The 23,228-nt window shown below is 40.7% G+C and carries 26 protein-coding genes; 20 read left to right on the forward strand and 6 right to left on the reverse strand.

All coding sequences use genetic code 11. The features are described from left to right. The first annotated feature begins 54 nt into the window (after positions 1 to 54). The 8 genes from ACZ8ZH_RS01415 (at position 55) to tfpZ (ending at position 7,238) form a co-directional block, all read left to right on the forward strand. Positions 55 to 1,476, forward strand: coding sequence for an FAD-dependent oxidoreductase (locus ACZ8ZH_RS01415; RefSeq protein ID WP_119063241.1), 1,422 nt, complete (start codon positions 55 to 57; stop codon positions 1,474 to 1,476). Positions 1,477 to 1,699: 223 nt separating this feature from the next. Beyond that, the gene (locus tag ACZ8ZH_RS01420; RefSeq protein ID WP_470247822.1) at positions 1,700 to 2,578 is read left to right on the forward strand and encodes a metal-dependent hydrolase; all 879 of its coding nucleotides are present in this window, start codon (positions 1,700 to 1,702) and stop codon (positions 2,576 to 2,578) included. Positions 2,579 to 2,726: 148 nt separating this feature from the next. Beyond that, entirely contained in the window at positions 2,727 to 3,317 is a 591-nt protein-coding gene (locus tag ACZ8ZH_RS01425; protein ID WP_058870410.1) for a LemA family protein, read from the forward strand. Between the two features lie 37 nt (positions 3,318 to 3,354). Further along, on the forward strand, positions 3,355 to 4,434 hold the full coding sequence (locus tag ACZ8ZH_RS01430; RefSeq protein WP_470247823.1) for a TPM domain-containing protein: 1,080 nt from the start codon (positions 3,355 to 3,357) through the stop codon (positions 4,432 to 4,434). Beyond that, positions 4,428 to 4,988, forward strand: coding sequence for a TPM domain-containing protein (locus ACZ8ZH_RS01435; protein ID WP_470247824.1), 561 nt, complete (start codon positions 4,428 to 4,430; stop codon positions 4,986 to 4,988). The genes ACZ8ZH_RS01430 and ACZ8ZH_RS01435 overlap by 7 nt, the downstream gene beginning before the upstream one ends. A gap of 196 nt (positions 4,989 to 5,184) precedes the next feature. Beyond that, positions 5,185 to 5,730, forward strand: a complete 546-nt coding sequence (locus ACZ8ZH_RS01440) for a pilin (RefSeq protein ID WP_470247825.1) — start codon at positions 5,185 to 5,187, stop codon at positions 5,728 to 5,730. 210 nt (positions 5,731 to 5,940) lie between these two features. Further along, on the forward strand, positions 5,941 to 6,462 hold the full coding sequence (locus tag ACZ8ZH_RS01445) for a pilin (protein ID WP_470247826.1): 522 nt from the start codon (positions 5,941 to 5,943) through the stop codon (positions 6,460 to 6,462). Positions 6,463 to 6,503: 41 nt separating this feature from the next. Further along, positions 6,504 to 7,238 carry a TfpX/TfpZ family type IV pilin accessory protein gene (gene tfpZ, locus ACZ8ZH_RS01450; protein WP_470247924.1) on the forward strand — a complete coding sequence of 245 codons (735 nt, stop codon included), beginning with the start codon at positions 6,504 to 6,506 and terminating at the stop codon, positions 7,236 to 7,238. Positions 7,239 to 7,292: 54 nt separating this feature from the next. Here the strand turns inward: tfpZ and bfr are convergent, their stop codons facing one another. The 6 genes from bfr to gmk all read right to left on the reverse strand — a co-directional run bounded on the left by bfr (position 7,293) and on the right by gmk (position 12,126). Beyond that, positions 7,293 to 7,757, reverse strand: a complete 465-nt coding sequence (bfr, locus tag ACZ8ZH_RS01455) for a heteropolymeric bacterioferritin subunit Bfr (RefSeq protein WP_110974031.1) — start codon at positions 7,755 to 7,757, stop codon at positions 7,293 to 7,295. Positions 7,758 to 8,018: 261 nt separating this feature from the next. After that, entirely contained in the window at positions 8,019 to 8,213 is a 195-nt protein-coding gene (locus ACZ8ZH_RS01460) for a bacterioferritin-associated ferredoxin (protein ID WP_010327639.1), read from the reverse strand. A 153-nt stretch (positions 8,214 to 8,366) separates the two neighbouring features. Beyond that, positions 8,367 to 8,750, reverse strand: coding sequence for a RidA family protein (locus ACZ8ZH_RS01465; RefSeq protein WP_004691470.1), 384 nt, complete (start codon positions 8,748 to 8,750; stop codon positions 8,367 to 8,369). A 70-nt stretch (positions 8,751 to 8,820) separates the two neighbouring features. After that, positions 8,821 to 10,920: a RelA/SpoT family protein gene (locus ACZ8ZH_RS01470; RefSeq protein ID WP_086209030.1), complete on the reverse strand. Its 2,100-nt coding sequence runs from the start codon at positions 10,918 to 10,920 to the stop codon at positions 8,821 to 8,823. Between the two features lie 223 nt (positions 10,921 to 11,143). Then, positions 11,144 to 11,425, reverse strand: coding sequence for a DNA-directed RNA polymerase subunit omega (gene rpoZ, locus ACZ8ZH_RS01475; RefSeq protein WP_086209029.1), 282 nt, complete (start codon positions 11,423 to 11,425; stop codon positions 11,144 to 11,146). Positions 11,426 to 11,502: 77 nt separating this feature from the next. Further along, positions 11,503 to 12,126 carry a guanylate kinase gene (gmk, locus tag ACZ8ZH_RS01480; protein WP_086209028.1) on the reverse strand — a complete coding sequence of 208 codons (624 nt, stop codon included), beginning with the start codon at positions 12,124 to 12,126 and terminating at the stop codon, positions 11,503 to 11,505. 134 nt (positions 12,127 to 12,260) lie between these two features. Between gmk and ispH the strand changes: the two genes are divergently transcribed. From ispH to rplS, 12 genes are all read left to right on the forward strand, one after another. Continuing rightward, entirely contained in the window at positions 12,261 to 13,211 is a 951-nt protein-coding gene (gene ispH, locus ACZ8ZH_RS01485; RefSeq protein ID WP_086209027.1) for a 4-hydroxy-3-methylbut-2-enyl diphosphate reductase, read from the forward strand. A 165-nt stretch (positions 13,212 to 13,376) separates the two neighbouring features. Beyond that, positions 13,377 to 13,823 (forward strand): prepilin-type N-terminal cleavage/methylation domain-containing protein, encoded by a 447-nt coding sequence (locus ACZ8ZH_RS01490; protein WP_470247827.1) that lies wholly within the window; start codon positions 13,377 to 13,379, stop codon positions 13,821 to 13,823. Further along, positions 13,820 to 14,350: a type IV pilus modification protein PilV gene (pilV, locus tag ACZ8ZH_RS01495; protein ID WP_086209025.1), complete on the forward strand. Its 531-nt coding sequence runs from the start codon at positions 13,820 to 13,822 to the stop codon at positions 14,348 to 14,350. Before ACZ8ZH_RS01490 ends, pilV begins: the two co-directional genes overlap by 4 nt. 1 nt (position 14,351) lies before the next feature. Continuing rightward, positions 14,352 to 15,242, forward strand: a complete 891-nt coding sequence (locus tag ACZ8ZH_RS01500; RefSeq protein ID WP_470247828.1) for a prepilin-type N-terminal cleavage/methylation domain-containing protein — start codon at positions 14,352 to 14,354, stop codon at positions 15,240 to 15,242. Next, on the forward strand, positions 15,239 to 16,033 hold the full coding sequence (locus tag ACZ8ZH_RS01505) for a pilus assembly protein PilX (protein WP_470247829.1): 795 nt from the start codon (positions 15,239 to 15,241) through the stop codon (positions 16,031 to 16,033). Before ACZ8ZH_RS01500 ends, ACZ8ZH_RS01505 begins: the two co-directional genes overlap by 4 nt. Before the next feature lie 17 nt (positions 16,034 to 16,050). After that, the gene (locus ACZ8ZH_RS01510; protein ID WP_470247830.1) at positions 16,051 to 20,028 is read left to right on the forward strand and encodes a pilus assembly protein PilY; all 3,978 of its coding nucleotides are present in this window, start codon (positions 16,051 to 16,053) and stop codon (positions 20,026 to 20,028) included. A gap of 12 nt (positions 20,029 to 20,040) precedes the next feature. Continuing rightward, positions 20,041 to 20,514, forward strand: a complete 474-nt coding sequence (locus tag ACZ8ZH_RS01515; RefSeq protein ID WP_086209021.1) for a type IV pilin protein — start codon at positions 20,041 to 20,043, stop codon at positions 20,512 to 20,514. Next, positions 20,508 to 20,948 carry a type IV pilin protein gene (locus tag ACZ8ZH_RS01520; RefSeq protein ID WP_162900245.1) on the forward strand — a complete coding sequence of 147 codons (441 nt, stop codon included), beginning with the start codon at positions 20,508 to 20,510 and terminating at the stop codon, positions 20,946 to 20,948. Before ACZ8ZH_RS01515 ends, ACZ8ZH_RS01520 begins: the two co-directional genes overlap by 7 nt. A gap of 145 nt (positions 20,949 to 21,093) precedes the next feature. Continuing rightward, the gene (gene rpsP, locus ACZ8ZH_RS01525) at positions 21,094 to 21,351 is read left to right on the forward strand and encodes a 30S ribosomal protein S16 (RefSeq protein WP_004718284.1); all 258 of its coding nucleotides are present in this window, start codon (positions 21,094 to 21,096) and stop codon (positions 21,349 to 21,351) included. A gap of 25 nt (positions 21,352 to 21,376) precedes the next feature. Then, entirely contained in the window at positions 21,377 to 21,925 is a 549-nt protein-coding gene (rimM, locus tag ACZ8ZH_RS01530) for a ribosome maturation factor RimM (RefSeq protein ID WP_086209020.1), read from the forward strand. Positions 21,926 to 21,952: 27 nt separating this feature from the next. Continuing rightward, complete coding sequence (gene trmD, locus ACZ8ZH_RS01535) at positions 21,953 to 22,696, forward strand: tRNA (guanosine(37)-N1)-methyltransferase TrmD (protein WP_086209019.1); 744 nt, start codon at positions 21,953 to 21,955, stop codon at positions 22,694 to 22,696. A gap of 136 nt (positions 22,697 to 22,832) precedes the next feature. Next, on the forward strand, positions 22,833 to 23,204 hold the full coding sequence (gene rplS, locus ACZ8ZH_RS01540; RefSeq protein WP_004974529.1) for a 50S ribosomal protein L19: 372 nt from the start codon (positions 22,833 to 22,835) through the stop codon (positions 23,202 to 23,204). The last annotated feature ends 24 nt before the right edge of the window (positions 23,205 to 23,228 follow it).

Here is a 23,228-nt window from a genome sequence, read left to right on the forward strand (position 1 = left end):
ATAGGCAGGTGCAGACGATAGATAAACGGGCTGCACCTACCCACGGAGAGAGACATGGCAGAGCGCCTAAACAATGACTTTCAATTTCTGGATGTAGCACGCCAAGATCCAGAGAAAAAAGAGATTCAGGTCCGCAAAGCAGAGTTTGTGGAAATTTATAAACCTTTTACAGCGGAAGTGGCAGCAAACCAAACTCACCGTTGTTTAGGGTGTGGTAACCCGTATTGTGAATGGAAATGCCCAGTACATAACTACATTCCAAACTGGTTAAAGTTAATTGCTGAAGGTCGTATTTTCCAAGCTGCAGAATTGTGTCACCAAACCAACACGCTACCAGAAGTGTGTGGTCGCGTATGCCCGCAAGACCGTTTATGTGAAGGGGCTTGTACCTTAAATGATGGTTTTGGCGCAGTAACGATTGGTAATGCTGAAAAATACATCAATGACACCGCTTTTGCACTCGGCTGGCGTCCAGATATGTCAAATGTAAAGTGGACTGATAAAAAAGTCGCGATCATTGGCGCGGGCCCCGCGGGTCTAGGCTGTGCTGATATTTTGGTGCGTAACGGGGTGAAACCTGTTGTATTCGACAAACGCCCTGAAATTGGTGGTCTATTAACCTTTGGTATTCCAGAATTTAAAATGGAAAAAGATGTAATGAAGCGGCGCCGTGAAATTTTCACAGGCATGGGCGTGGAATTCCGCTTAAATACTGAAATTGGTACAGATGTCACTATTGATCAACTGCTTGCAGAATATGATGCGGTGTTCATGGGTATGGGTACTTATACCTACATGAAAGGTGGCTTCGCAGGTGAGGACCTTGATGGTGTTTACGATGCACTCGATTTCTTGATTGCCAATGTCAACCGTACTCAAGGTTGGGAAAAAGACCCAAGCGAGTACATCAGTGTTGAAGGTAAAAAGGTGATTGTTCTTGGTGGTGGTGACACTGCAATGGACTGTAACCGTACTTCGATCCGTCAGGGTGCAGAAGTGGTGAGCTGTGCATACCGTCGTGATGAAGAAAACATGCCAGGTTCACGTCGTGAAGTGCAAAATGCCAAAGAAGAAGGTGTAAACTTCTTGTTTAACCGCCAGCCGATTGAGGTTGTAGGCGAAAACGGTAAAGTTACAGGTGTTAAGGTGGTTACGACTCAACTTGGCGAGCCTGATAGCCGTGGTCGTCGCAGCCCAGAACCAATTCCAGGTTCAGAAGAAATTTTACCTGCAGATGCAGTTTTATTGGCATTTGGTTTCCGTACCAGCCCTGCGGATTGGTTTACAAATGTGAATATTAACCTTGATGGTTCGGGTCGTGTAGTTGCGGCTGAACAGCAAACCTATAAATTCCAAACCTCAAACCCGAAAATATTTGCAGGTGGTGATATGGTTCGCGGTTCAGACCTTGTTGTCACAGCGATTTGGGAAGGTCGTCAAGCGGCTGAAGGTATTTTGGATTATTTAGACGTTTAATCTAAATCGTTCAACATAAAAACCCGCTACGGCGGGTTTTATTATTATTACTAGTTGCCTGATATGATATGAATGAGGTGGTTCGGGATAAATCGAAAAAGATCTGGTCGAGAGTCCGATAAAAATGGATGAATTTGCAAATGTACTAAGCATTTTTGCCATATGTGTCGCATTGATAAATTCAGATACTGAAGATCGCTCGGTTAAATGTTAGGAAAGAGACATGACTCAAGTGACGACAGAAAAATTATATCAACATCGTCCAAAAGCTCAGGGTATTACAATTCGACGTTTGCAATTCAACCCCAAAGCCATTCGCCGACATTATTTTGCCAATTCACCAGTCATGTCGCATTTGCTGACAGCATTGTCTTCGACCTTTCCCATCGGTGAGCAGTTCTTTGTGCATAGTGTGCGCAATGTCCGTGATCAAGTGAAGGATGAAAATCTGCAAGCGCAGATTGCGGCATTTATTGGTCAAGAGGCGATGCATTCTCAAGCACACACGGCATTTAACGCTGCTTGGCGCCGTGATGATTATAATCTCGATCGTTTTCAGGCGTGGTTGGTGCGTAAAGATGATTATGTGAAAAACCTGCATCCTAAAATTCAGCTCGCGATCACCTGTGCTTTTGAGCATTTTACCGCACTTTTAGGTGGCTATATTTTAAGGCATCCTGAGGTATTGAGTACCTTGGATGATGATGCCGTTAAACTCTGGGTTTGGCATGCTATTGAAGAAATTGAGCATCGTGCGGTTGCATTTGATGTTTATCAAGATGTCTATGGCGATGACAAGATTCGTCGTTTAATCATGCGCAGTGTAACGACAGGTTTTGCCAGTTTAACGTTTTACTCGGCTAGTCGATTATTTTTACAAGACCGTAAAAAGAGTATGCCGAAATTGGGTGGGAATCTCTTTGGATTGTATTTATTGGTGAAGATGTTTGTGCAATTGCTGCCTGAATATCTGTCTTACTACAAAAGTAATTTTCATCCCTCTTACATTGATTACACCCAACTGTTGAAATACTGGAAAACCCGTTTGGCAGAAGACTATCAACTAGAAGGTTTTCAGCAGGAGTTGCATGCGGTTGTTTAGTTTAAGTTTAAAAAACGAATAATCAAAACCGAGTCAAGATCACTCGGTTTTTCATTTTTAAAAGCTTTAACTAAATGCAACAAAAGGATATTCAAATGTGTTTACAATCAGGTTATTGCAATAAATACAAAAGAAAGAGGATAGCTGAATGAATTTTATGAAAAAAACTGCTGTCGTTGTTGCCCTTGCGAGCACCTTAACCCTATCGGGCTGTGGTTATAATACCTTGCAGGTCAAAGATGAGGCAGTTACAGCAGCATGGTCAGAAGTACAAAACCAATATCAACGCCGTGCAGATTTGGTGCCGAACTTGGTGAATGTGGTAAAGGGCTATGCCAAACATGAAGAACAAGTCCTAACCGAAGTCACACAGGCTCGTGCCAATGTTGCAGGTTTAAAAGTCGATAAAGAGGTATTAGAAGACCCTGCATTATTCCAAAAATATCAAGAAGCGCAGGCGCAAATGACAGGCGCATTGTCGCGTTTAATTGCAGTCTCAGAAAACTATCCTGACTTAAAAGCCAATGAGCAATTCCGTGATTTACAGGTTCAACTCGAAGGTACCGAAAACCGTATTGCTGTCGCGCGTAATCGCTATATTACTACGGTGCAAGACTTTAACTCCTATTCACGCCAGTTCCCACAAGTCATGACCGCGAAGGTGATTGGTATGGACACCAAACCGAACTTTAGTGCGGAGCAAAGTGCACAAAAAGCACCAACGGTATCATTTAACTAAGTCGGGTTTCTTGTCGTTATGAATAGAGGGTGAATGAATGAAGGGAGCACAACAGGGGAAACGGTTTCCGTATCAATGGATGGTTGCATTCATTTTATCAGGACTGTTGTGTCTAAGTTCATTAACGTGGGCGGAGGTTGCGACTGCAACAGATAGTGCGACTGAAACAGTCATCGCTGGAAAGATGATTCAAGATCAGCAAGCAGAGACCTCTAATAACGTGACTTCTAAAAGCGCTGATGCTGTATCTCAACCTCAACCGCCTGTTGCGAATGATATGGCAGAGGGCGAGTCGATACGGGCCTTACCGACTTTAAATGCGCCAGTAATCGACCAAGCTCACGTCCTCAGTGTTGAAGAACAACAAGCGATTGGTCAAAAAATTCGTGCTTTACATGATACAGGAAAGGCACAAATAGGCGTAGTGATAGTTCCGAGCACAGGGCAAGAGGATATTTTCAGTTTTGCCATGCGTATTGCAGATCAATGGCAACTTGGTTCGGCCAAGCAGGACAATGGTTTATTGATTGCAATTGCTATTAATGATCGGCGCATTCAGATTCTTACAGGCTATGGCTTGGAAGGGGTCATTCCTGACATTATTGCGAACCGTATTATTAACCAACAAATCACCCCCTATTTTAAACAAGGTCAGTATGCCCAAGGGATTAACGCAGGACTGACTGAAATTGAACGTATTTTAAATCTTGACCCTGAAGTTGCAGCTCAAGCAGCGCAAGAGCTACAACAACGTCAAGACCAAGCCAATCGGGAACAAGAAGCCAAAAGTAAAACGTTGAGTACTGCTTTATTTATTCTCATTGCAGGGGCAATTGGATCTTTGGTGGTGGGGAAGCGTTTAAGTGCGTCAACTGCTGCAGTTGCAGGAATAGTTGCAGGTTTAGTGAATGGAGCAGGCTTAATCACCAGCTTACTGATTGGTGGAGGGATTTTCTTTCTACTCATCACCACCTTAGCCCAAACAATTTTTCAGCTTTTTCTCTCCTCTGGCGGTGGAGGTGGGCGTGGAGGTCGTGGTGGCGGTGGTTTTGGCGGAGGTGGATATAGTGGCGGGGGCGGCGGCTTCGGCGGTGGAGGAGCATCAGGGTCATGGTAACAACAACAGAAACGACGGAAATCGTCACTGAACCAAAGTTAGATGAAGCAATACAACCCAGTTTTAAACGGTGGTTAAAGCATTTATTGCATCTGCCTGCGAGTAAACGTTTTTTTAATCAGCAAGATCAACATGCAATTGCGCAAGCCGTGGTAAATGCTGAACAGGGCCATGTTGGGGAGATTCAAGTGGTGATCGAAGGGCACATGCCTGCTCGAGAGGCTTATTATCTAGACACACGTGGACGTGCCAAACAGCTTTTTGCTGAGCTTGGAGTGTGGGATACTGAGTTTAACAGTGGGATTTTGTTATACCTTAATTTGTGTGAGCGTAAGGTTGAAATTGTTATAGATCGTGGCATACAACAAGCCACGACACAGCTGGTATGGGATGAGGTTTGTCAGTCCATTATTGCGAAAATGGCACAACAGCAGTATCGACAGGCTTTGCTTGATGGTGTAATTCAAATTGGGGTAATTTTGGATCGGTTTTATGCCAACAAAATACAGGACCAAAACGATGAACTTGAGAACGCCCCAATCATGCTGAACTAAAATGTGATAAAGTTGACATTCTTTGTCACTTTGTCACATAAAAAAACAAAGCACAAAAAATAATTTTTTAAATAGTGAAATAAAGTGCTGTTTTTTATTTGAAAATAAATATAATAAAAGTTGGCATAATACATGCTAATTACAAAGTAGCCTTAAAAGCTTATAAGAAATTAACAAAACATTTGTGGAGAATGTTATGAAATCAGTTCAAAAGGGTTTCACCCTTATCGAATTAATGATCGTAGTTGCGATTATCGGTATTCTTGCTGCGATCGCGATTCCTGCGTATCAAAGCTATACAGTACGTACTAAAATTACTGAAGGTTTAACACTTGCAAATGCTGCAAAAACAGCGGTAGCGGAAACTTTCTCTACACGTAATAATGGTAAGATTGTTAAATATGATGGTACTGGTACATCTAAGGCAGGTTCGTATGGCTATGAATATACAGCTGGCGAAAATGTAAAATCTATTGCAATTGCTGCGATTGATGATGTAACTGCTCCAGTAATCAGTTCATCTGGCGTTATTACAATTACTTATGATGGTCAATTGGCAACATCATTAGGTTCAGCACTTCGTTTAGTGCCAGGTAGTGGTAAAGTTTTAAGTGACACAACTGGCTTACCTGATACAGCTTTAGCTCAAGGTGCACCAGTGGTTTGGGGCTGTACTTTAGCAAAAGGTGCTGAAGCAGCATTTAAATATGTACCTTCAAACTGCCGTTATGCTAATGACTAATATATAGTTCAATTATAAAAAACGCATCTTTAGATGCGTTTTTTATTTCTTGCTGCTTTATAAGCTGAGTCAATAAATTGTGAATTGTTGACAAAAAATGTTAGTTAAAACTTTATGTCTTACCTCAAGTTATTGTTATATATGTAAAAAAATAGTTGGCATTAAAATTGTAGTAATAGAATAAGAATATGAAGCTAAGGGAGAAATATCATGCGTAGAATGCAAGGTTTTACTTTGATTGAATTAATGATTGTTGTTGCAATCATTGGGGTTTTAGCCGCCATTGCTATCCCTGCATATCAAAATTACACAATACGAAGCAAGGTTTCAGAAGGGCTTGTTCTATCAAGTGAAGCAAAGTTGGCAGTAGTCGAAATGCTTGGTTATATGATCAGTGGAACTATTACACCCTATAGCGGTACAGGTCCCAATGTTGCTGGTTCGTATTCTTTTCAATTTACCCCAACTGAAAATGTTAGCAGTATGAGTATTGCTGGTATTGCGAATTTAGCTGCGCCAGTTATGGATGAGGGGCAAATTGAAATTGAGTATGATGGTGTAATTAATACAGTCTTGGAATCTAATATTGTTCTAACACCAGGTTCTGGGGATGTAAGTTCAGCCCGTCCAAGTGCTGCCATAATTCCTGGACAGCCTATAGTGTGGGGGTGTGGGGTAAGATCAACTGCAGCCTATAAGTACATACCTAGCAATTGCCGTTATATGCTTTAAAGCATAAAATAGGCGCTCTTAATTGGGGGCGGGATATACATATGTCGGCACGTATAAAAGCATTTTTGGTTCATGGTTTGGTCTCAATCATTATTGCTTTATTATCTATGGGCTTGGTTTATTTCATTTGGTATCCAGCACCTTTGGCGGTGGCCACAGGTGTAATGCATATCTTTCTTCTGATGCTCTGTATAGATGTGGTAATAGGTCCACTTTTAACATTACTCGTTTATAAAACAGGTAAAAAAACCCTAAAGCTTGACTTAACAATTATTTGCTTATTACAGTTAGCCGCATTAACTTATGGACTTTTTACAGTCTATCAAGGAAAGCCTGCATGGTTGGTTTATAATGCGGATCGCTTTGACCTTGTGCGTATTAATGAGATAGATTTGCGTAAGGTTGAAAAAGCTCTTCCTAAGTACCAAAATGTAAGTTTTTTATTTCCTAATTGGGTTGCAGCAGTTCCGCCTAAAAATGTGAATGAAAGAAATGCGATTACTTTTGAGGCTGTTTTTTCAGGTGTGGATGTTGCACAAAGGCCTGAGCTTTATGTGGACTTAGGGCAAGCAAAAAAGCAGATACAAAGTCATGTTATTGCGTTAAAAGAATTGGATAAATACAATGCAAAAATGGATGTAACGCAAATATTGGCTCAGTATCCTGAAGCAACGGGTTTTGTTCCGCTTAAAGCCAATGCTGTTGATATGGTTGTTTTGATTAATAAAGAGAAAGGTGAGGTGGTTAAAATTGTTGATCTCCGCCCTTGGAAATAAATTTTGAAAATAATAAAAAACCTGCGTGAAGCAGGTTTTTTTATTGATAAAAATTTACATCTGGCTCTGAATATAATTCTCAATACCCACAGTTTCAACCAAATCAAGCTGTGTGGTTGTCCAGTCTAACCATTCTTCTTCTTTTTCTAAGATTTCTTGCACAAGATCACGAGTGACATAGTCGAGCTGTTCCTCAGCGAGCTTCACAGCAGCTTGAATGGCTTCAATGTTCTCATTGACCTTACGTACATCACAGTTCAGTACTTCAACCGTGTGTTGCCCGATATAAAGTTTGCCTAAGTGTTGTAAGTTTGGTAAGCCTTCTAAAAAAAGAATACGCTCAATGATTTTATCGGCATGTTTCATTTGACGAATAGATTCTTTATATTCGGCAGAGCCAAGTTGCTCAATACCCCAGTCATTAAACATGCGCGAGTGAAGAAAATACTGGTTAATTGCAGTTAAATGATGATAAAGCACCTGATTTAACTGATTAATTACATCACGATTGCCTTTCATGAGGAAGCTCCATTCAAACTGCTGCTAAAAAAATAATATCAATAACTTATGAGAAATATCTTAAACAACAATGCGATCTTTGGCGAGTAATTTATAGAACAGCAAATGAAAATCGCAATCAAAAGCATGCGGAATGAGAGTTGAATTTTCTGGTTACTTCAAGAAAAGAAAACCCGCCTAGAGTCATAAGCGGGGGAGGAGTTACTCATAAAGAGTAATTTTATAATTATGATTATTCTAAAATATGAAACAAATACTTATTTATGCCGCAATCGCCAAACGTGAGGCAATCGCTGATACTTCAGCGCTAATGATCGAACGTGCTTCTGGTGCACAGCGCCCACAGCATGTGCCGAGGTCTAGCATCTCGCGGACTTCACGATAGCTTCCCGCACCATTTTCAACGGCATCTTTAATATCTTGATCTGTAATACCACGGCATAAGCACACGTACATTTCAGCAAGCCACATGAAATAAATAAGATAAGTGATATTATTGATAATTGTTATCGTTTGTCAATAAAAATCATTTGGAATTCCATTCGTTTTTATTGAGATTTTGGATAAAAAAAAGCCACTTGATCGGTGGCTTTTTTTTGAAATCATAACTTATTGATTAATAATTACAATGCCATCCATTTCAACGAGTGCATTTTTAGGTAAGCTCGCCACGCCGAGTGCAGCACGTGCAGGATAGGGCTGTGCAAAATATTCGCCCATAATTTGGTTAACGAGTTGGAAATTAGAGAGATCGGTTAAAAAAATATTTAATTTAGCGATATCAGCCAGAGTTCCACCTGCTGCTTCACATACGGCTTTTAGGTTGTCAAAAACACGACGAATTTGCGCTTCAATGCCTTCAACCAATTCCATACTATACGGATCTAAACCAATCTGACCAGAAAGATAAAGTGTATTGCCGACTAGAATCGCTTGTGAGTAAGTGCCGATTGCAGCAGGGGCATTTTCAGTATGAATTACTTGGCGGGACATCGTGTTCTCCTATTATCATTCACCATCAATCATAGCTTAGATTGGCATTAAAATGTGCAGATTTAAATAATTAACTCGCAACTGAGGTTTCAGAAAGGCTGACAGGTTGAGCCAGTCGACTGATGCGTGGGAAGCCAAAATGCATGCGTAAATCGCGGATAATTTTGGCAATTTGCTTGCGGTTATGCACGACCACATTGACATAGGTTTTATCATCTTGGTTGCGAACCATCTCTACCCCGATTTTTTCTTTACGACATTGGTAGATTAGATCGGAAATTTGCTCATCATCCATTGCCATATTAATGAGTAAATATGCAGTGAAACTAATTTCTTCTTCGTTTTCATTCGTCCATTGTAATGGCATGATGTTTTCAGGGTGCAGATGTTGTTCATGTAAGAGGTTGTGGCAACGTGCTCGATGGACAATCAGACCACGACGGGATAAGTGTCCTTGAATTGGGTCACCGAGTACAGGATTGCAGCAATGTGCATATTTAACATCGACTCCCTCAGTACCTTGGATCAGTCGATCAGACTCTTGTTGCCCTTGATCATGTGCAAATAAATGATTCGCAACTAGTTGTGGTAATAAATCACCTACGGCAATTTGCTCAAACAGTTGGTCTTTAGTTTCGATATGACGCCATTGTAGAAGCTCTAACCAGTCGGCTTCAGTTAAGTCTTTGATGGAGACATTAAATAGCTTTAAGGCACGATTTAAAGCTTGTTGACCCACCAAGCGTTGTTCTTCGATATCTTGATCGCGCAAAATATTTTGCAAAGCACGACGGGCTTTTTGCGTGTTGACAAAACTCAGCCAGTCAGGGTTTGGGGTGGCTAAGACATCGGTGATCACTTCAATCACCTGGCCACTGTGCAATGGTGTAGAAAGGGGCTTGGTTTCCCCATTAATTTTTGCACCTACTGCATGGTTACCTAAAAATAAGCTGGCAGAGTAAGCAAAATCGACTACTGTTGCTCCTTGTGGTAATTCATGTAAATGACCTTGTGGAGTGTAGACCCATATTTTCTCTTGATGTAGATAGTCGAGTAATTCACTAAAGGTGGTCTTGGCACAGGCACCATCAATTAAGACATTTAAGTTCTGCATTGAGGCTTGAATTGCAGAGCGGCAAGCTTGTGGTGCACTGTCACCAAGCACCACGCCAAAACGCGCAGCTTTACGCATCAGTTCTGTTTGAATGGTTACTGATAGTGTCGTATTTTCACCTTTCAAACGTAGTAGTAATGATTGGTTACCACCAGGGAGCGGTTTGCGAATATGGTCTGCAAAATGCAAAACTTGAAAACTCTCGCGTAATACCTCGGCTAAGCGGTCACAGTCTGCAATGCTATTTAAAATGATTTCAAAGGCATGGCTGTGGGTGAGTTCATGTAGATCAATGTCATTTTTGACAAAGTGGCGCAGTAGTTCAATATTGTTATTTTTCTTTTTAATACGACCTGAAATTTGATGGGTTTTCAGTAATTCGGTTAGATTATGTTCCCATTTACTTTGATATTCACAGCGTTTGGGTTTGGTTTGTAATAAAGCCTCTTGGACATTGTTATACATATCGAGATCGAGGTTTTGATAACACAAATGTTCAAGGTTATCGCCCATCTCATTCATACCAACAATACGTGCCATTGGAACAAAAATATCAAAGGTTTCTTGGGCAATACGTGCGCGTTTGTCGGGGCGCAGTGCATCCAAGGTGGTCATGTTATGATAACGGTCAGCCAGTTTAATAATAATGACACGAGGATCTTGTAGTGTTGCTTGCAGAATTTTACGGAATGAAGCTGCTTTATTATATTCTTTATCGCTCGACTGGCTGAGCTTAGTGACGCCATCGACAAGCTCTGAGACGGTTTTGCCGAATTTTTCAGCAATATCTTCTTTGCTAAAGTCAGTGTCTTCAATGACATCATGCAAAAGTGCGGCCATGAGTGTCTCTGCGTCTAGACGCATATGCGCTAAAATACAACTTACAGCTATCGGATGTAAAATATACGGTTCGCCACTTTTACGGGTAATACCATCATGGGCAATATCCGCATAATCACAGGCCGCAAGCACACGCTCGACATCGCTTTCAGTTAAGTAAGCATCGATAATAGTTTTGAGCTGTTGTTTAGCTTGGCTGACCATTGGGCCTGGCATAAAACACCTTTAAGACGTAGCAATTACAAGAAAATTTTACTGATCATCTAATGAAAAACATATTGCATGAGTTGTCAATTTTTTCATTGGAATAAAAGCAAAAAAGATACACCTAAACCACGATGAATCTTATCTTCTAGTTATAACGTGTATTGCAGAAATATAAAAGTTATCCAATAAAAAAGCCTAGTTAAAAACTAGGCTTTTAAACGATAAATTTTTCTTATTGGAAAGAAAAACCATCTAAATTCAAATTGTTTGCAGAAAGGGCAAGATCAAGACTCGAAGTTTGGTAGTCTTGCTCACGTTGTTTCAAAATATCTTTAGAAACATGACCTACTGCGATTTCACGTAATGCAACAACAGTCGGTTTGTCATTGTCCCACTCAACAGTAGGTTCAATGCCTTGACGTGCCAATTGACGCGCGCGTTTGCTTGCCACTAGTACAAGCTCAAAGCGGTTGTCTACATGGTCTAAACAATCTTCAACGGTTACGCGTGCCATAAGAGTTCTCGTTATGAATGGGAAAATAAAACAGACTGTGCAGTATAAGGCGCTTTGTCTGTAGACTCAAGTTTTAATCACTTCTCTACAGGGGTGATCAGTTCAGAAATCATTTTTTGATGACGATTGGCTTGCTGAGAAAGAACAAGACGATTGGCAATAATCACAGACTCAAGATCGTGCAAGGCTTTATTAAAGTCATCATTAATAATCACATAGTCGAAGTTGACATATTGTTGCATATCTTCAACCGCACAGCCTAAACGACGCTCAATCACTTCAACCGAGTCTGTGCCACGGTTCGATAGGCGTTGACGTAAGTCAAATTGGCTTGGTGGTAAAATGAAAATTTGTTTAGATTCAGGAAAAAGTTTACGAACTTGCTGTGCACCTTGCCAGTCAATTTCCAGTAGGACGTCATGACCTTTGGCCAATTGTTCTTTCACAGTGGCTTGTGCTGTGCCGTAGTAATTACCAAAGACTTCAGCGTATTCAATAAATCCACCTTGTTCAACCAATGCTAAAAAGTTGTCTTTTTCGGTAAAGTGGTAGTGAACACCATCAAGTTCGCCGGGACGTTGCCCACGTGTAGTATGAGAAACAGAAACGTGAAGATTCGTTACACGGTCAAGGAGGGCTTTTACGAGGGATGTTTTGCCTGTTCCTGAAGCTGCAGAAACGACAAACAAGAGACCCGACATGATATTTTTCCTGATATGATAAAATATCTTCTCTATTTTAGAGCAGACAAGGTTTAAACGAAATAGCTAGGCGTCACTTTGTTTGCATTTATTTTATTAGTTTCCGCTGATTGAAAAGTGGTATCGAGGAACATATGGAAATTGTATTGGCCAATCCACGTGGTTTTTGTGCAGGTGTTGACCGTGCGATTGCCATCGTCAATCGTGCACTTGAATGCTTTAATCCGCCCATTTATGTCCGTCATGAAGTGGTTCATAACAAATTCGTTGTGGATGATTTACGTCAACGTGGTGCAATTTTTGTTGATGAGCTAGATGAAGTACCAGACGACAATATTGTGATTTTTAGTGCGCATGGTGTTTCGAAAGCAGTACAGATTGAAGCTGAGCGCCGGGGTTTAAAAGTTTTTGATGCAACGTGCCCATTGGTGACCAAGGTTCATATTGAGGTGACCAAATATGCCCGTGAGGGTGTGGAGGCCATTTTAATCGGCCATGAAGGTCACCCTGAAGTTGAGGGAACCATGGGTCAATACGACCTAAAAAATGGTGGTGCAATTTATTTGGTGGAAGATGAAGAGGATGTCGCTGAGCTTCAAGTTAAACACCCTGAGCATGTGGCTTTTGTGACACAAACCACGCTGTCGATTGATGATACTGCTAAAGTGATTGATGCTTTGCGTAAAAAATTTCCTGAGATTCAAGGACCACGTAAAGATGATATTTGTTATGCGACTCAAAATCGCCAAGATGCGGTGCGTGATTTAGCGACCCAATGTGATGTGGTACTCGTGGTTGGCTCACCAAATTCGTCAAACTCGAACCGCCTGCGTGAGCTTGCAGAGCGTATGGGTAAATCGGCTTATTTGGTTGATAATGCAGACGAACTCCAACAAGCATGGTTTGAAAATATTGCTAAAGTTGGGGTTACAGCGGGCGCATCCGCACCTGAGATTTTAATTAAACAAGTCATCCAACGGTTACAGGATTGGGGTGCAACCCCACCGCAAGAGTTGGCTGGACGTGAAGAAAATATTACTTTTAGTTTGCCAAAAGAGTTACGTATTGCGGTAACTCAAGCTTAAAAGGTGTATTAGTTAACATTCTAATTTTATTGATAAATTGACAGATGATTGTAAATTGGCAATCATCTGTTTTTTTATGCCTTTTATCCTGTATTGTGTTGGTTGTGTAAAGAATTAGAATATGATTTTAAATAGGGTAAAGTTTTGTTGCCTTGGGGAGGGAGTATGCAAAAGAGATATAAAGGGTTCACCTTAATTGAATTGATGGTGACAATTGCGATTATGGTAATTATCGCGATGATGGCTGCACCTTCTTTTGCGGATATGCTTGCGAAACAAAGATTAAACTCTACGACAAAAGAATTAATGGAAACCCTAACGAAAGCTAGAAATCAGGCAGTGTTATTGAGAACAACAACAACAGTCAATCTAAATACAACGGGTACGAATACTTCAATTGTTTACTTCTGGTCTCCTGCGGAAAACACGAATTTGACAAGTCCGACCAGTCTCAGTTCTATTAATTTTAGGAGTGATGGGACAACGAGTAGTATTGCAAGCGACACATCATTTGTTGTTTGTAGTTCTAGTTCGCTTACCACGAAAACATTTTCACTTTCGGTTGTTGGAAATACCTATGTAACACCACAAAATGATGGGGATTGTTCATGAGAATAAGGAATCAAACTGGTGTTGGTATGATGGAAGTATTAGTCGCGTTACTTTTACTGTCTCTTGCTGTCTTAGGTTTTGCAGCTTTGCAATTACGTGCTGTTGAAGCAACGGCAGAAGGTGGAAATCGTATTCAAGCGATGAATATTGCCAGAGATTTGGCAGAAAAAATAAGAATGAACAGTAGCAATGCAGCATTAAGTGTATACCAAGCAAATTTGGCAGATGAAGATAAACAGTCAGCGAGTGTTTCAAGTTGTTATAGTGGTACGTGTACTCCTGCAACCAAAGCTGCCTTTGATGTAAATGAAGCTTATTTAAAGGCTCAAAGTGTAGGTATGGTTCTGAATATGATGGACTGCCCAGGTACAGCAAATGGTAGGACGTGTATTTATGTTGCTTGGAATAAGACTGATGCAACAGATAATACTACGTCTAAAGATGGACAAATTGCATGTACTGAAAGCCAAAATTCGACTTTTTCATATCAAGATAATTCCACATGTGTAGTGATGGAGGCATTTTAATATGAAAAGTTCTCAACAAACAGGTTTTACCTTAATCGAGTTGATGATTTCCTTAGTAATCGGTTTGATTATTGTTGCGGCAGCACTCGTATTATTCCTTGCGGGGCAAAAGAGTGTTGCTATACAACAAGGCGCATCAGATTTACAGGATAATTCTAATTTTGCTCTCAATTATATTACCAAAGACATTCGCTTTGCCCATTTAGGAAATGCGACGGCTGCTATGACTGGCAGTGTTGTACATGGTGGGATTGTACTTACAAGTACTAACCTATCGGCAACAGATAGTACTGAGACAAAATACTTTTCGAGAAGTGCTGTAGATGGAAGTTCGAATGTTGATATAGAGAGTGACCAATTGGTTATTCAGTATTTACCCATAGCGACAGGCGGTTTTGATTGTGAAGGGAATACCATCAACAGTACCTCTGAATATGTGATACAGCGGTATTTTGTGAGAAAAGATACTAACTTTAATGATTCAGAGACCGCTAATACGGCATTGGCATTGGCTTGTGATGCGGGTAGATATAGTGGGGATACGGCAACTAATTTTGGCGATGATGGTCAAATCATTATGAAACGCGTTGACTATTTTCATGTCTTGTTAGTGACAGAGAATAGTGCGGGGAATTTTCGAGATATGACGATAGCCAACTATTTAGCATCGGGAACTGAGCCAAGAATATTGGGTGTTAAAATTGGGGTTTTAGCTCGTTCTAGTCAAACGGTTGGTCCAGAATCTATTATTGATAATTCAAGAGAATTTGATGTTTTAGATAAAACTGTTTCTTTAAAAAGTTCAATTCAAAGTGCCTCATCAAGAAATCTGAGAGAAGTGATTACCCAAACTGTTGCGATTCGTAATGCACTTGGAGATCGCGCATCATGATAAATAAACAATCACAACAAGGTGCAACCTTAATCGTTGTTCTGGTAGTCGTATTGCTACTTATTGTTATTAGTACTCTAGCTATACGTCAAGGTGTCTTGTCTTTAAATATTGCAACAAATGCTCAGGCACAACAGTTAATGAATCAGAATTCTGATGCGGCAATCTTTAATGCAGAGGATGCGGATCAGCTTGCAGTGCAGTTAGCAGCAAATGGTATGTTTGGTTATATTCGAACCGCTAATAATAAAGGCAAAGAGTTGGTTTTTTGCTATAGAGGAACGAATACCAGTTTCTTTAGTTTAAACAATGCAAGTGTTTCAACCTGGGAAGATAGTAAAACGAAACCTACAAATAATGAGTTAGGGACCGCAGGGTATTGTTCTTTGAGTAATAGCAATGATTATACCAGTGGGCGAAGTGCTGTGATGACCCAAGTTACAGTCCAGTTTGTCGAGTCGTCCTCTAGTAGTGATGAGGCTTTTGTTGGTTATGTTACAGGTACAGATGTTGATGCGGCAAAAGTCATTAGCCCTGAGATGGCAATTATTACGGCTGTGTCGTTAATGCCAACATTATCAACAGCTTCGAATGCACAAATTAATTCATGTTTATCAACGCACATGACAAATCCAACGGCTTCAATTCCAACAGGTGTAACAGTTGCAACGGATAGTGTTACGAGTACATCTTTCAGAGCAAGTGTGTCTGAGTGCTTATCTAGCCTAAATGTGCCTTATACAACCTATGTCACCGTTTACAACTTGACGCAATCGGTTGTTGGTAGCTAAAAATAGAGGATAAAGTGATGAAAAGAAATACAACACAAAAATTGGTATTTTTAGCTTCCCTGCTGATGACAAATCTAGTTTGTACCAGTGTGACTCAAGCCAGTGATATTAGTATTTATCGTGCTGCACAGACTGGAAATATTACCCTGATGTTTATGTTAGATAACTCGGGCAGTATGGGAAGTACGGATAGCACAGGTGTCAGTCGACTTGAGCGAGTTCGTAGTGGGATGATTGATGTTTTGGCTGGTGGTAGCGGTGTTTCTGCGCTCAGTGATGATAAAATCATTGGTTTATCCTCTTTTTATAACAGCTCATCTGGTTATGTTCTGGTGCCTGCTCGAGCATTAAGTACAGGGATTACGGATGGTGGGGCTTATACAGCTAAAAAGCCAGTTTATAAGTCTTATTATGCAAGCAGTAAGGCCAATACTTTATCCTATAGTTCTTGTACAGCTTGGACTAGCTATGAAACTTGTACGACATGGGGCGCCGCAACAACAAGTCCGTCAAGTAGTGCAAGTTATTATGAAGCCTGTCCTTATGTAAATGGTCGTGCATGTAGACTATATTATAACAACGCTACCATTAGTGTTACTGACCAACGGACGTTGTTGCTGAAGGAGATGAGTACGTGGACGGGAAACTATAGTACGCCAACTGGTGAAGCCTATGCAGAAGTTGCTGCTTATATGTTGGGAACAAGTACCACAAGTACTGTTACTGCAGATATCCCGATGTATTTTAAATATTCAGTATCAACAACGACAAAAACATACTCTTATCGTAAGAATGGTTCTACATACTATAGTTGTACAGCTGGCACAACATCTGCATCTACAAGTAATTGTGCTACAAAATTAAGTACAGCTCCAACATTAACTGGTTATACCGCCGAGACTAGCGGAAACAATACATATTACTATCAAAGTAACACAACAAGCACAACAAATTATAAGAGTTGTACAGCATACACAGCAAGCGGCTGTACAACATGGGGAACAGCAAGTACAACCAACCCAACCACATCCAGCTATTCAACTTCATGTACGGTTAGTGGTACAAGTGGTGCATGTGTATATGAAACAAAACAAATAACGACTATACCATCGGGCAGTGGCTTTTCTTATTCGGTAAGTACCTCTAAAAATGATAGTCAAACAGCCTATACATCTCCTTTAACGACAGATAATGCTGAATGTAGCGGGCAAGGCATCTATCTTTTAACGGATGGTGAGCCAAATGGTGCGAGTAATTCCGTTGTGCAAACCTTGATGCAGAATGCGCTGACGAGTAGTTATAGTAGTAATTTGACTTGTTCAGGCACTTTATTTAATGGTACAGGTGCACGATACACAGGAAATGGCTGGAACTGTATTAGTGATCTTTCTCAATTATTGCTTAACAGAAGTATTGATGGGACGACGTCAACCTCACAGCTGAATCCTAAAAATTTAGTCATTAAAACAGCAGTGGTTGGGTTTGGTAGTGATTTTAATGGATTGACTTCATATAACAGCGCATTGTCACAGGCACAAAACTTAGCCAATATTGATTCATCTTCTGCAAGTGTCGATGTTAAAAATGCTGCGAAGTGGGGCGTATATGGACAAGGCGGTTGGTACTCGGGTTCAAGCTCTGCAGATGTCGTTGAGAGTGTGAACAGTTTTATTAGTTCACTGGCAACAGATATTCCTTCTGTCACAACGGGTTCATCTTATATTCCTGATGACCAACTAAATCCGACTGTAGTACAAAATTATACCTATTCATCACAATTCCAGCCAACACCAGATGCGACATATCAACTGTGGGCGGGTAACCTTAAAAAATATCAAGTTTTAGATGGTTATATTAAAGATGTGAACGGTGATGCTATTACCAACTCTAGCGGTAAAATTGTAGATAATTATGATTATTGGTCACAGTATGTTTCAAGTAGCGCAACGAATAGTGCTGCTTTAAAGTTAGTGGGTGGTGTAAAAGCAAATTTACCAATGGGAATGACGACAGCATTTGTTGCGAATCGTAAGCTGTTGATGAATCGAGACACTAGCGGGGCAGCAACAGCCACTCAATTAAACCAAATTAGTTCTAGTTATGTGACGAATACAACTGATAGTAGTCGTGGCTACTTATTGTCTTTACTTGGTTATATTATTAATACGCCTGCAGATACAACAAGTTTACCGACTACAACTACAGCATTGGGTCAATTAAACGAATTAAGGCAAGTTGGTGCAGTGATGCATTCAAGTCCAGTATTGTTGACACAATCGGGAACGATTGGAAGTTCTGATGGTACTGTGACGACATCGAATCGCGATGACTATATCTTGTTTGGTACGACTCAAGGGGTTTTATCTGTAGTAGATGCTACGACGGGGAAAGAGAAATTTGCTTTTGTACCAAATGAAATGGTTGCTTCGCAGAAAAAGGCTTTTCTTGAATACACGACTACAAGTGGTTTTAGTACCTCAACATATCAACCTTTCTACTATGGTGTTGATGCACCTTGGACACAATACTCGGAATATGTAGTGCAATCTGATGGGACTATGACTGTTGGTTCTGGGATTGGAACATCTACGGGTGTGCAAATGGCCTATGGTGGTTTGCGTATGGGGGGGCGGAGTTATTATGCCTTGAATTTACAAGATATGAATGCCCCTAAGTTAGCATTCCGTATCGACCCAAACACAAGTGCTGTTTACTATAATGGCAGTTCTACATCATACAATGAATTATCCTATATGGGGCAAAGTTGGTCTAAACCGACGATTGGCTTTGTTAAATGGAATGGTAAAAAAACGCGAGTGATGTTTGTTGGTGGTGGTTATGATGCTGGTGGCACTAATGGCGACGGATCATTTGATAGTACAACAGGCGAAAGAACTGGTTTTAGTGGCTATGAAGGAAGCAGTTATACACAAACCAATAATATTGGGGCCGGCGTATATATGTTTAATGCTGAAACAGGTGCTTTGCTATGGTGGACCGGTGCAAATGCGACGAATGCAAATACGACAAGTGGTGTAGGCTATAGTACAGCGTCAAATATGCAATTTAGTATCTCTAGTCAAATTAAGGGAATAGATAGAAACTCTGATGGTTTAATTGATCATCTTTACTTTGGTGATTTAGGTGGGCAATTTTGGCGAGTAGATTTAAACAATAACCTGTCATCTTTTGATAAGGATTCATTTTCTAAAACTCCAGTTCGTCTACTGAATTTGCATAATGGTATATATAGTCCTCGTTTTTATGAAATGCCAGCATTTTCAACCTATAGTAATAGCGGGACCACTTTTGGTGTAGCCTCTATTGGTAGTGGTAATAGAAGTTTACCTCGTTTTAATTCATCATCTACAAGTTATAAAAATGATGCTATTTATAATATTTATGACAAAGATGTAGCGCGTTCAGATTTGTACAGTATGACTAATGCGACCTATCAGGTTTGTGCAGCTCAGAATACTGGCTCTACTGTTGATTGTAAGGGGGCAGCTCTTAATACTCAAAATGCAACACTCTCAACCCTTGGTCAGCTCACAACAAATGCAAATACGACTGCAGTCGCGCCATATAGTACAACAAATGGTTGGTACTATTACTTCACTTCACAACTGATTCAGGATGCAAAAGTATTAAGTACGCCAATTGTTCTAGATTCAGACATGTACGTGACAACTTTTGATGGTAGTAAAGATGGTTTGTCGGGAGATTGTGGAGCGGGTGTGAAAGGCGAAAGTTATGTGTATCAATTCTGTATGCCTTATGGTGTATGTACGGCAGCACAAATTACTGCATCAACATTCTTAAATGGTTCTGGTTTAGGTGCTGGTATTGTTTCACCAGCGGTAGGGTCAAATAATAACAATGGCTCAAACCGTGCACTGATCTCAACTACAGGTTCTTTAGCTGGTGGTGCATCAAAAGATTATTCAACTCCGCTATCCCTTGTTCCAATTCGTTGGTATGAGACCGGAAAATAGACGGGATAAATAATGAAATACTCTTCTAAAATAAAAAGTAGTCAAGGTTTTACTTTGATTGAGGTTATGGTTGTTGTTGTGATTGTTGCAATTTTTGCAGCAATCGCAATTCCTTCATATCTAGAGTATGCGCGCCGTGCGACAGCGTCTCAGGCACAACAAGAAATTCAGCGATTAGCTGTGCTATTAGATCGTCATAAGGCGCGTAATTTTAATTACAGAGGTTTTTCGATATCATCGACAACAGTGGCTCAGGATTCTAGTTTTCCATATACCATTTCAATAGTTGATAATTCTACGAGTAATCCTGCATTGAATGCTAACTCCGCAATAGGACAAGGATGGGCGATTAAAGCTGAGACTTCTGACCCGAAAAATTATACTTTCTTGCAGACAAGTACTGGACTTAAATGTAAGAACAAAACATCAGCAGTCGTTACATTTGATTCTTGTAGCACAACAGACAATGGATCTGAAGAATGGTAATTCAAAAGTATAAGGGTTTTACTTTAATCGAACTCATGATTGTGGTTGCTATTATAGCTATATTAGCTGCGATAGCTTATCCTTCCTATACACAGTATAAAATTCGGACTAATCGTGCAGATTTGCAAGTAGAGTTGATTCGTATAGCACAACGTTTGCAAGCATATCAATTGGTCAATCACACTTATTCTGGTGCAACTTTAGCGGGTATCGGCGGTTCATCTACTTACCCAGTTACAGATGATGCAGTATATGCGATTGATTTAGCAATAGATGGTGATAATTTAGGTTACGTTTTGACCGCAACTCCTATTGCAACATCAATTCAAGCAGATAATGGTGTTCTTTGTTTAAATCAAGAAACCCAAAAATACTGGGAGAAAGGTGCGACGGCTTGTGCATTATCCTCAACGTCAAGTTGGGACGGTAGATAAAATCCAAATTCAAAATTGTGGATAAACAAATTTTGATCTTTCTTTCGCTCTAAAGATAACGTAAAATACTGCCCTCTATGAAAGGGGTTTGAAATGTATCGGTGGTCGATACAGGGATAATCCGTAAAAACTATAAGGTTGTATCATGGTAGTTATTCGCCTAGCACGCGGTGGTGCTAAAAAACGTCCGTTCTATCAAGTTATTGTAACTGATAGCCGTAATGCACGTGACGGTCGTTTCATCGAACGTATTGGTTTCTTCAACCCAACAGCTCAAGGTAAAGCAGAAAAACTTCGTTTAGATGCTGACCGTTTTGCGCACTGGGTTGCTCAAGGTGCTCAACCATCTGAACGTGTTGCTTCTTTAGCTGCTCAAGCTAAGAAAGCTGCAGCTACTGCATAATTTTTGATTAAGTAGTAGGTAGCCCATGACACCAACACAGAATGTTCCTGAAGATCGTATTCAGATTGGACAGTTGCGTTCAGCATATGGATTAAATGGGTGGCTCTGGATCTATTCCAATACAGAACCTATGAGCAACATTTTTGACTATCTTCCTTGGTATATTGAGACCAAAGAAGGTTGGCAAACAGTTGATGTAAAACGTTGGAAACCACATGGCAAAGGCTTGGTTGTTGCGTTGAAAGGTGTGATTGATCGCACTGCAGCAGATAACCTAGTTGGTGCAAATGTATGGATTTCAAAAGCGCAATTACCTCAAGCGGGTGTGGATGAGTTTTACTGGTCTGATTTGAAAGGCCTAACAGTGTTAGGTTTGGATGATGAGGAACAAGAAGTAAATCTCGGTAAAATCCATGAGCTGTTTGAGACTGGAGCGAATGATGTCATGGTGGTTCACGCAACACCAGACAGCATTGATCGCGAAGAGCGCATGATCCCATGGCATAAAGATGTGGTACAACGCGTTGATCTCGAAGCTGGTCGTATCTACGTTAATTGGGGCGTGGATTACTAACTATTTTTGGAAATACGGGGGTCTGCGATGTTTTTTGCAGTCATTACGCTTTTTCCTGAAATGTTTGAAGCGATTACAGCCTACGGTATTAGCGGGCGTGCAGCAAAAAGTGATTTAGTACAAGTGACTTGTATTAATCCTCGTGATTATGCTGAGGGCAACTACAAACGAGTGGATGAACGTCCCTTTGGTGGTGGTCCAGGTATGGTGATGATGGCTGAGCCTTTGGCGAAAGCGATTCAACATGCCAAAGAGCTTGCAGTGCAAGCAGGTGCAGTTCATGTTCCTGTGGTGTATATGTCACCGCAAGGAAACACCTTAAATGAGCATGCGGTACAACAGTTTGTCGACTATGATGGATTGATTGTGTTGTGTGGTCGTTACGAAGGGGTTGATGAGCGTCTGATCCAAAAATATGTAGATCAGGAATGGTCTATAGGGGATTACGTTTTGTCAGGTGGAGAGCTTCCTGCGATGGTTTTATTGGACAGTATTATTCGGAGACTTCCGGGTGCAATGTCTGATGAACAGTCTCATGTGCAAGACTCATTTGTGGATGGTCTTTTGGATTGCCCACAATATACCAAGCCAGACCATTTTGAAGGTTTGGATGTCCCTGAAGTCTTAAAGTCGGGACATCATGCCAATATTGAGAAATGGCGGTTTTTGCAGCGTTATCAACGAACCAAAGCACGCCGACCTGAGTTGGTGGAGAATGTTGAGTTGAGCAAGCAGCAAAAGAAATGGCTAAAAGATTTGGATACTCAATAAAAGTATCCTTTTAATAGGCTCTTTATGCATTGAAGTGGTCAGGCATAAAGAGAAAGCTAATCGGGTCTATGCGTTTTAGCCTCTATACCCAGTGGATCTCAGACCTCTTCTGACCCACACATATTGGAGATACCCCATGAGCGGTAAGCATCCTTTAGTACAAGCTGTAGAAAATGCACAGCTTAAACAAGACATCCCAGCTTTTGCACCAGGCGATACAGTAATCGTTCAGGTTAAAGTAAAAGAGGGTGACCGTGAGCGTCTTCAGGCATTTGAAGGTGTTGTAATTGCGAAGAAAAATCGTGGTTTGAACTCTGCGTTCACAGTACGTAAAATTTCAAGCGGTGTTGGTGTTGAGCGTGTATTCCAAACTCACTCTCCAATCGTTGCTAAAATCGAAGTGAAACGTCGTGGTGACGTTCGCCGTGCTAAACTTTACTACCTACGTGAGTTGTCTGGTAAAGCTGCACGTATTCGTGAAAAGTTACCAGCACGTAAACAAGGTTAATTTTAACTTTGCTTATTTGCTAAA

Source organism: Acinetobacter sp. SW-226, assembly GCF_055632855.1.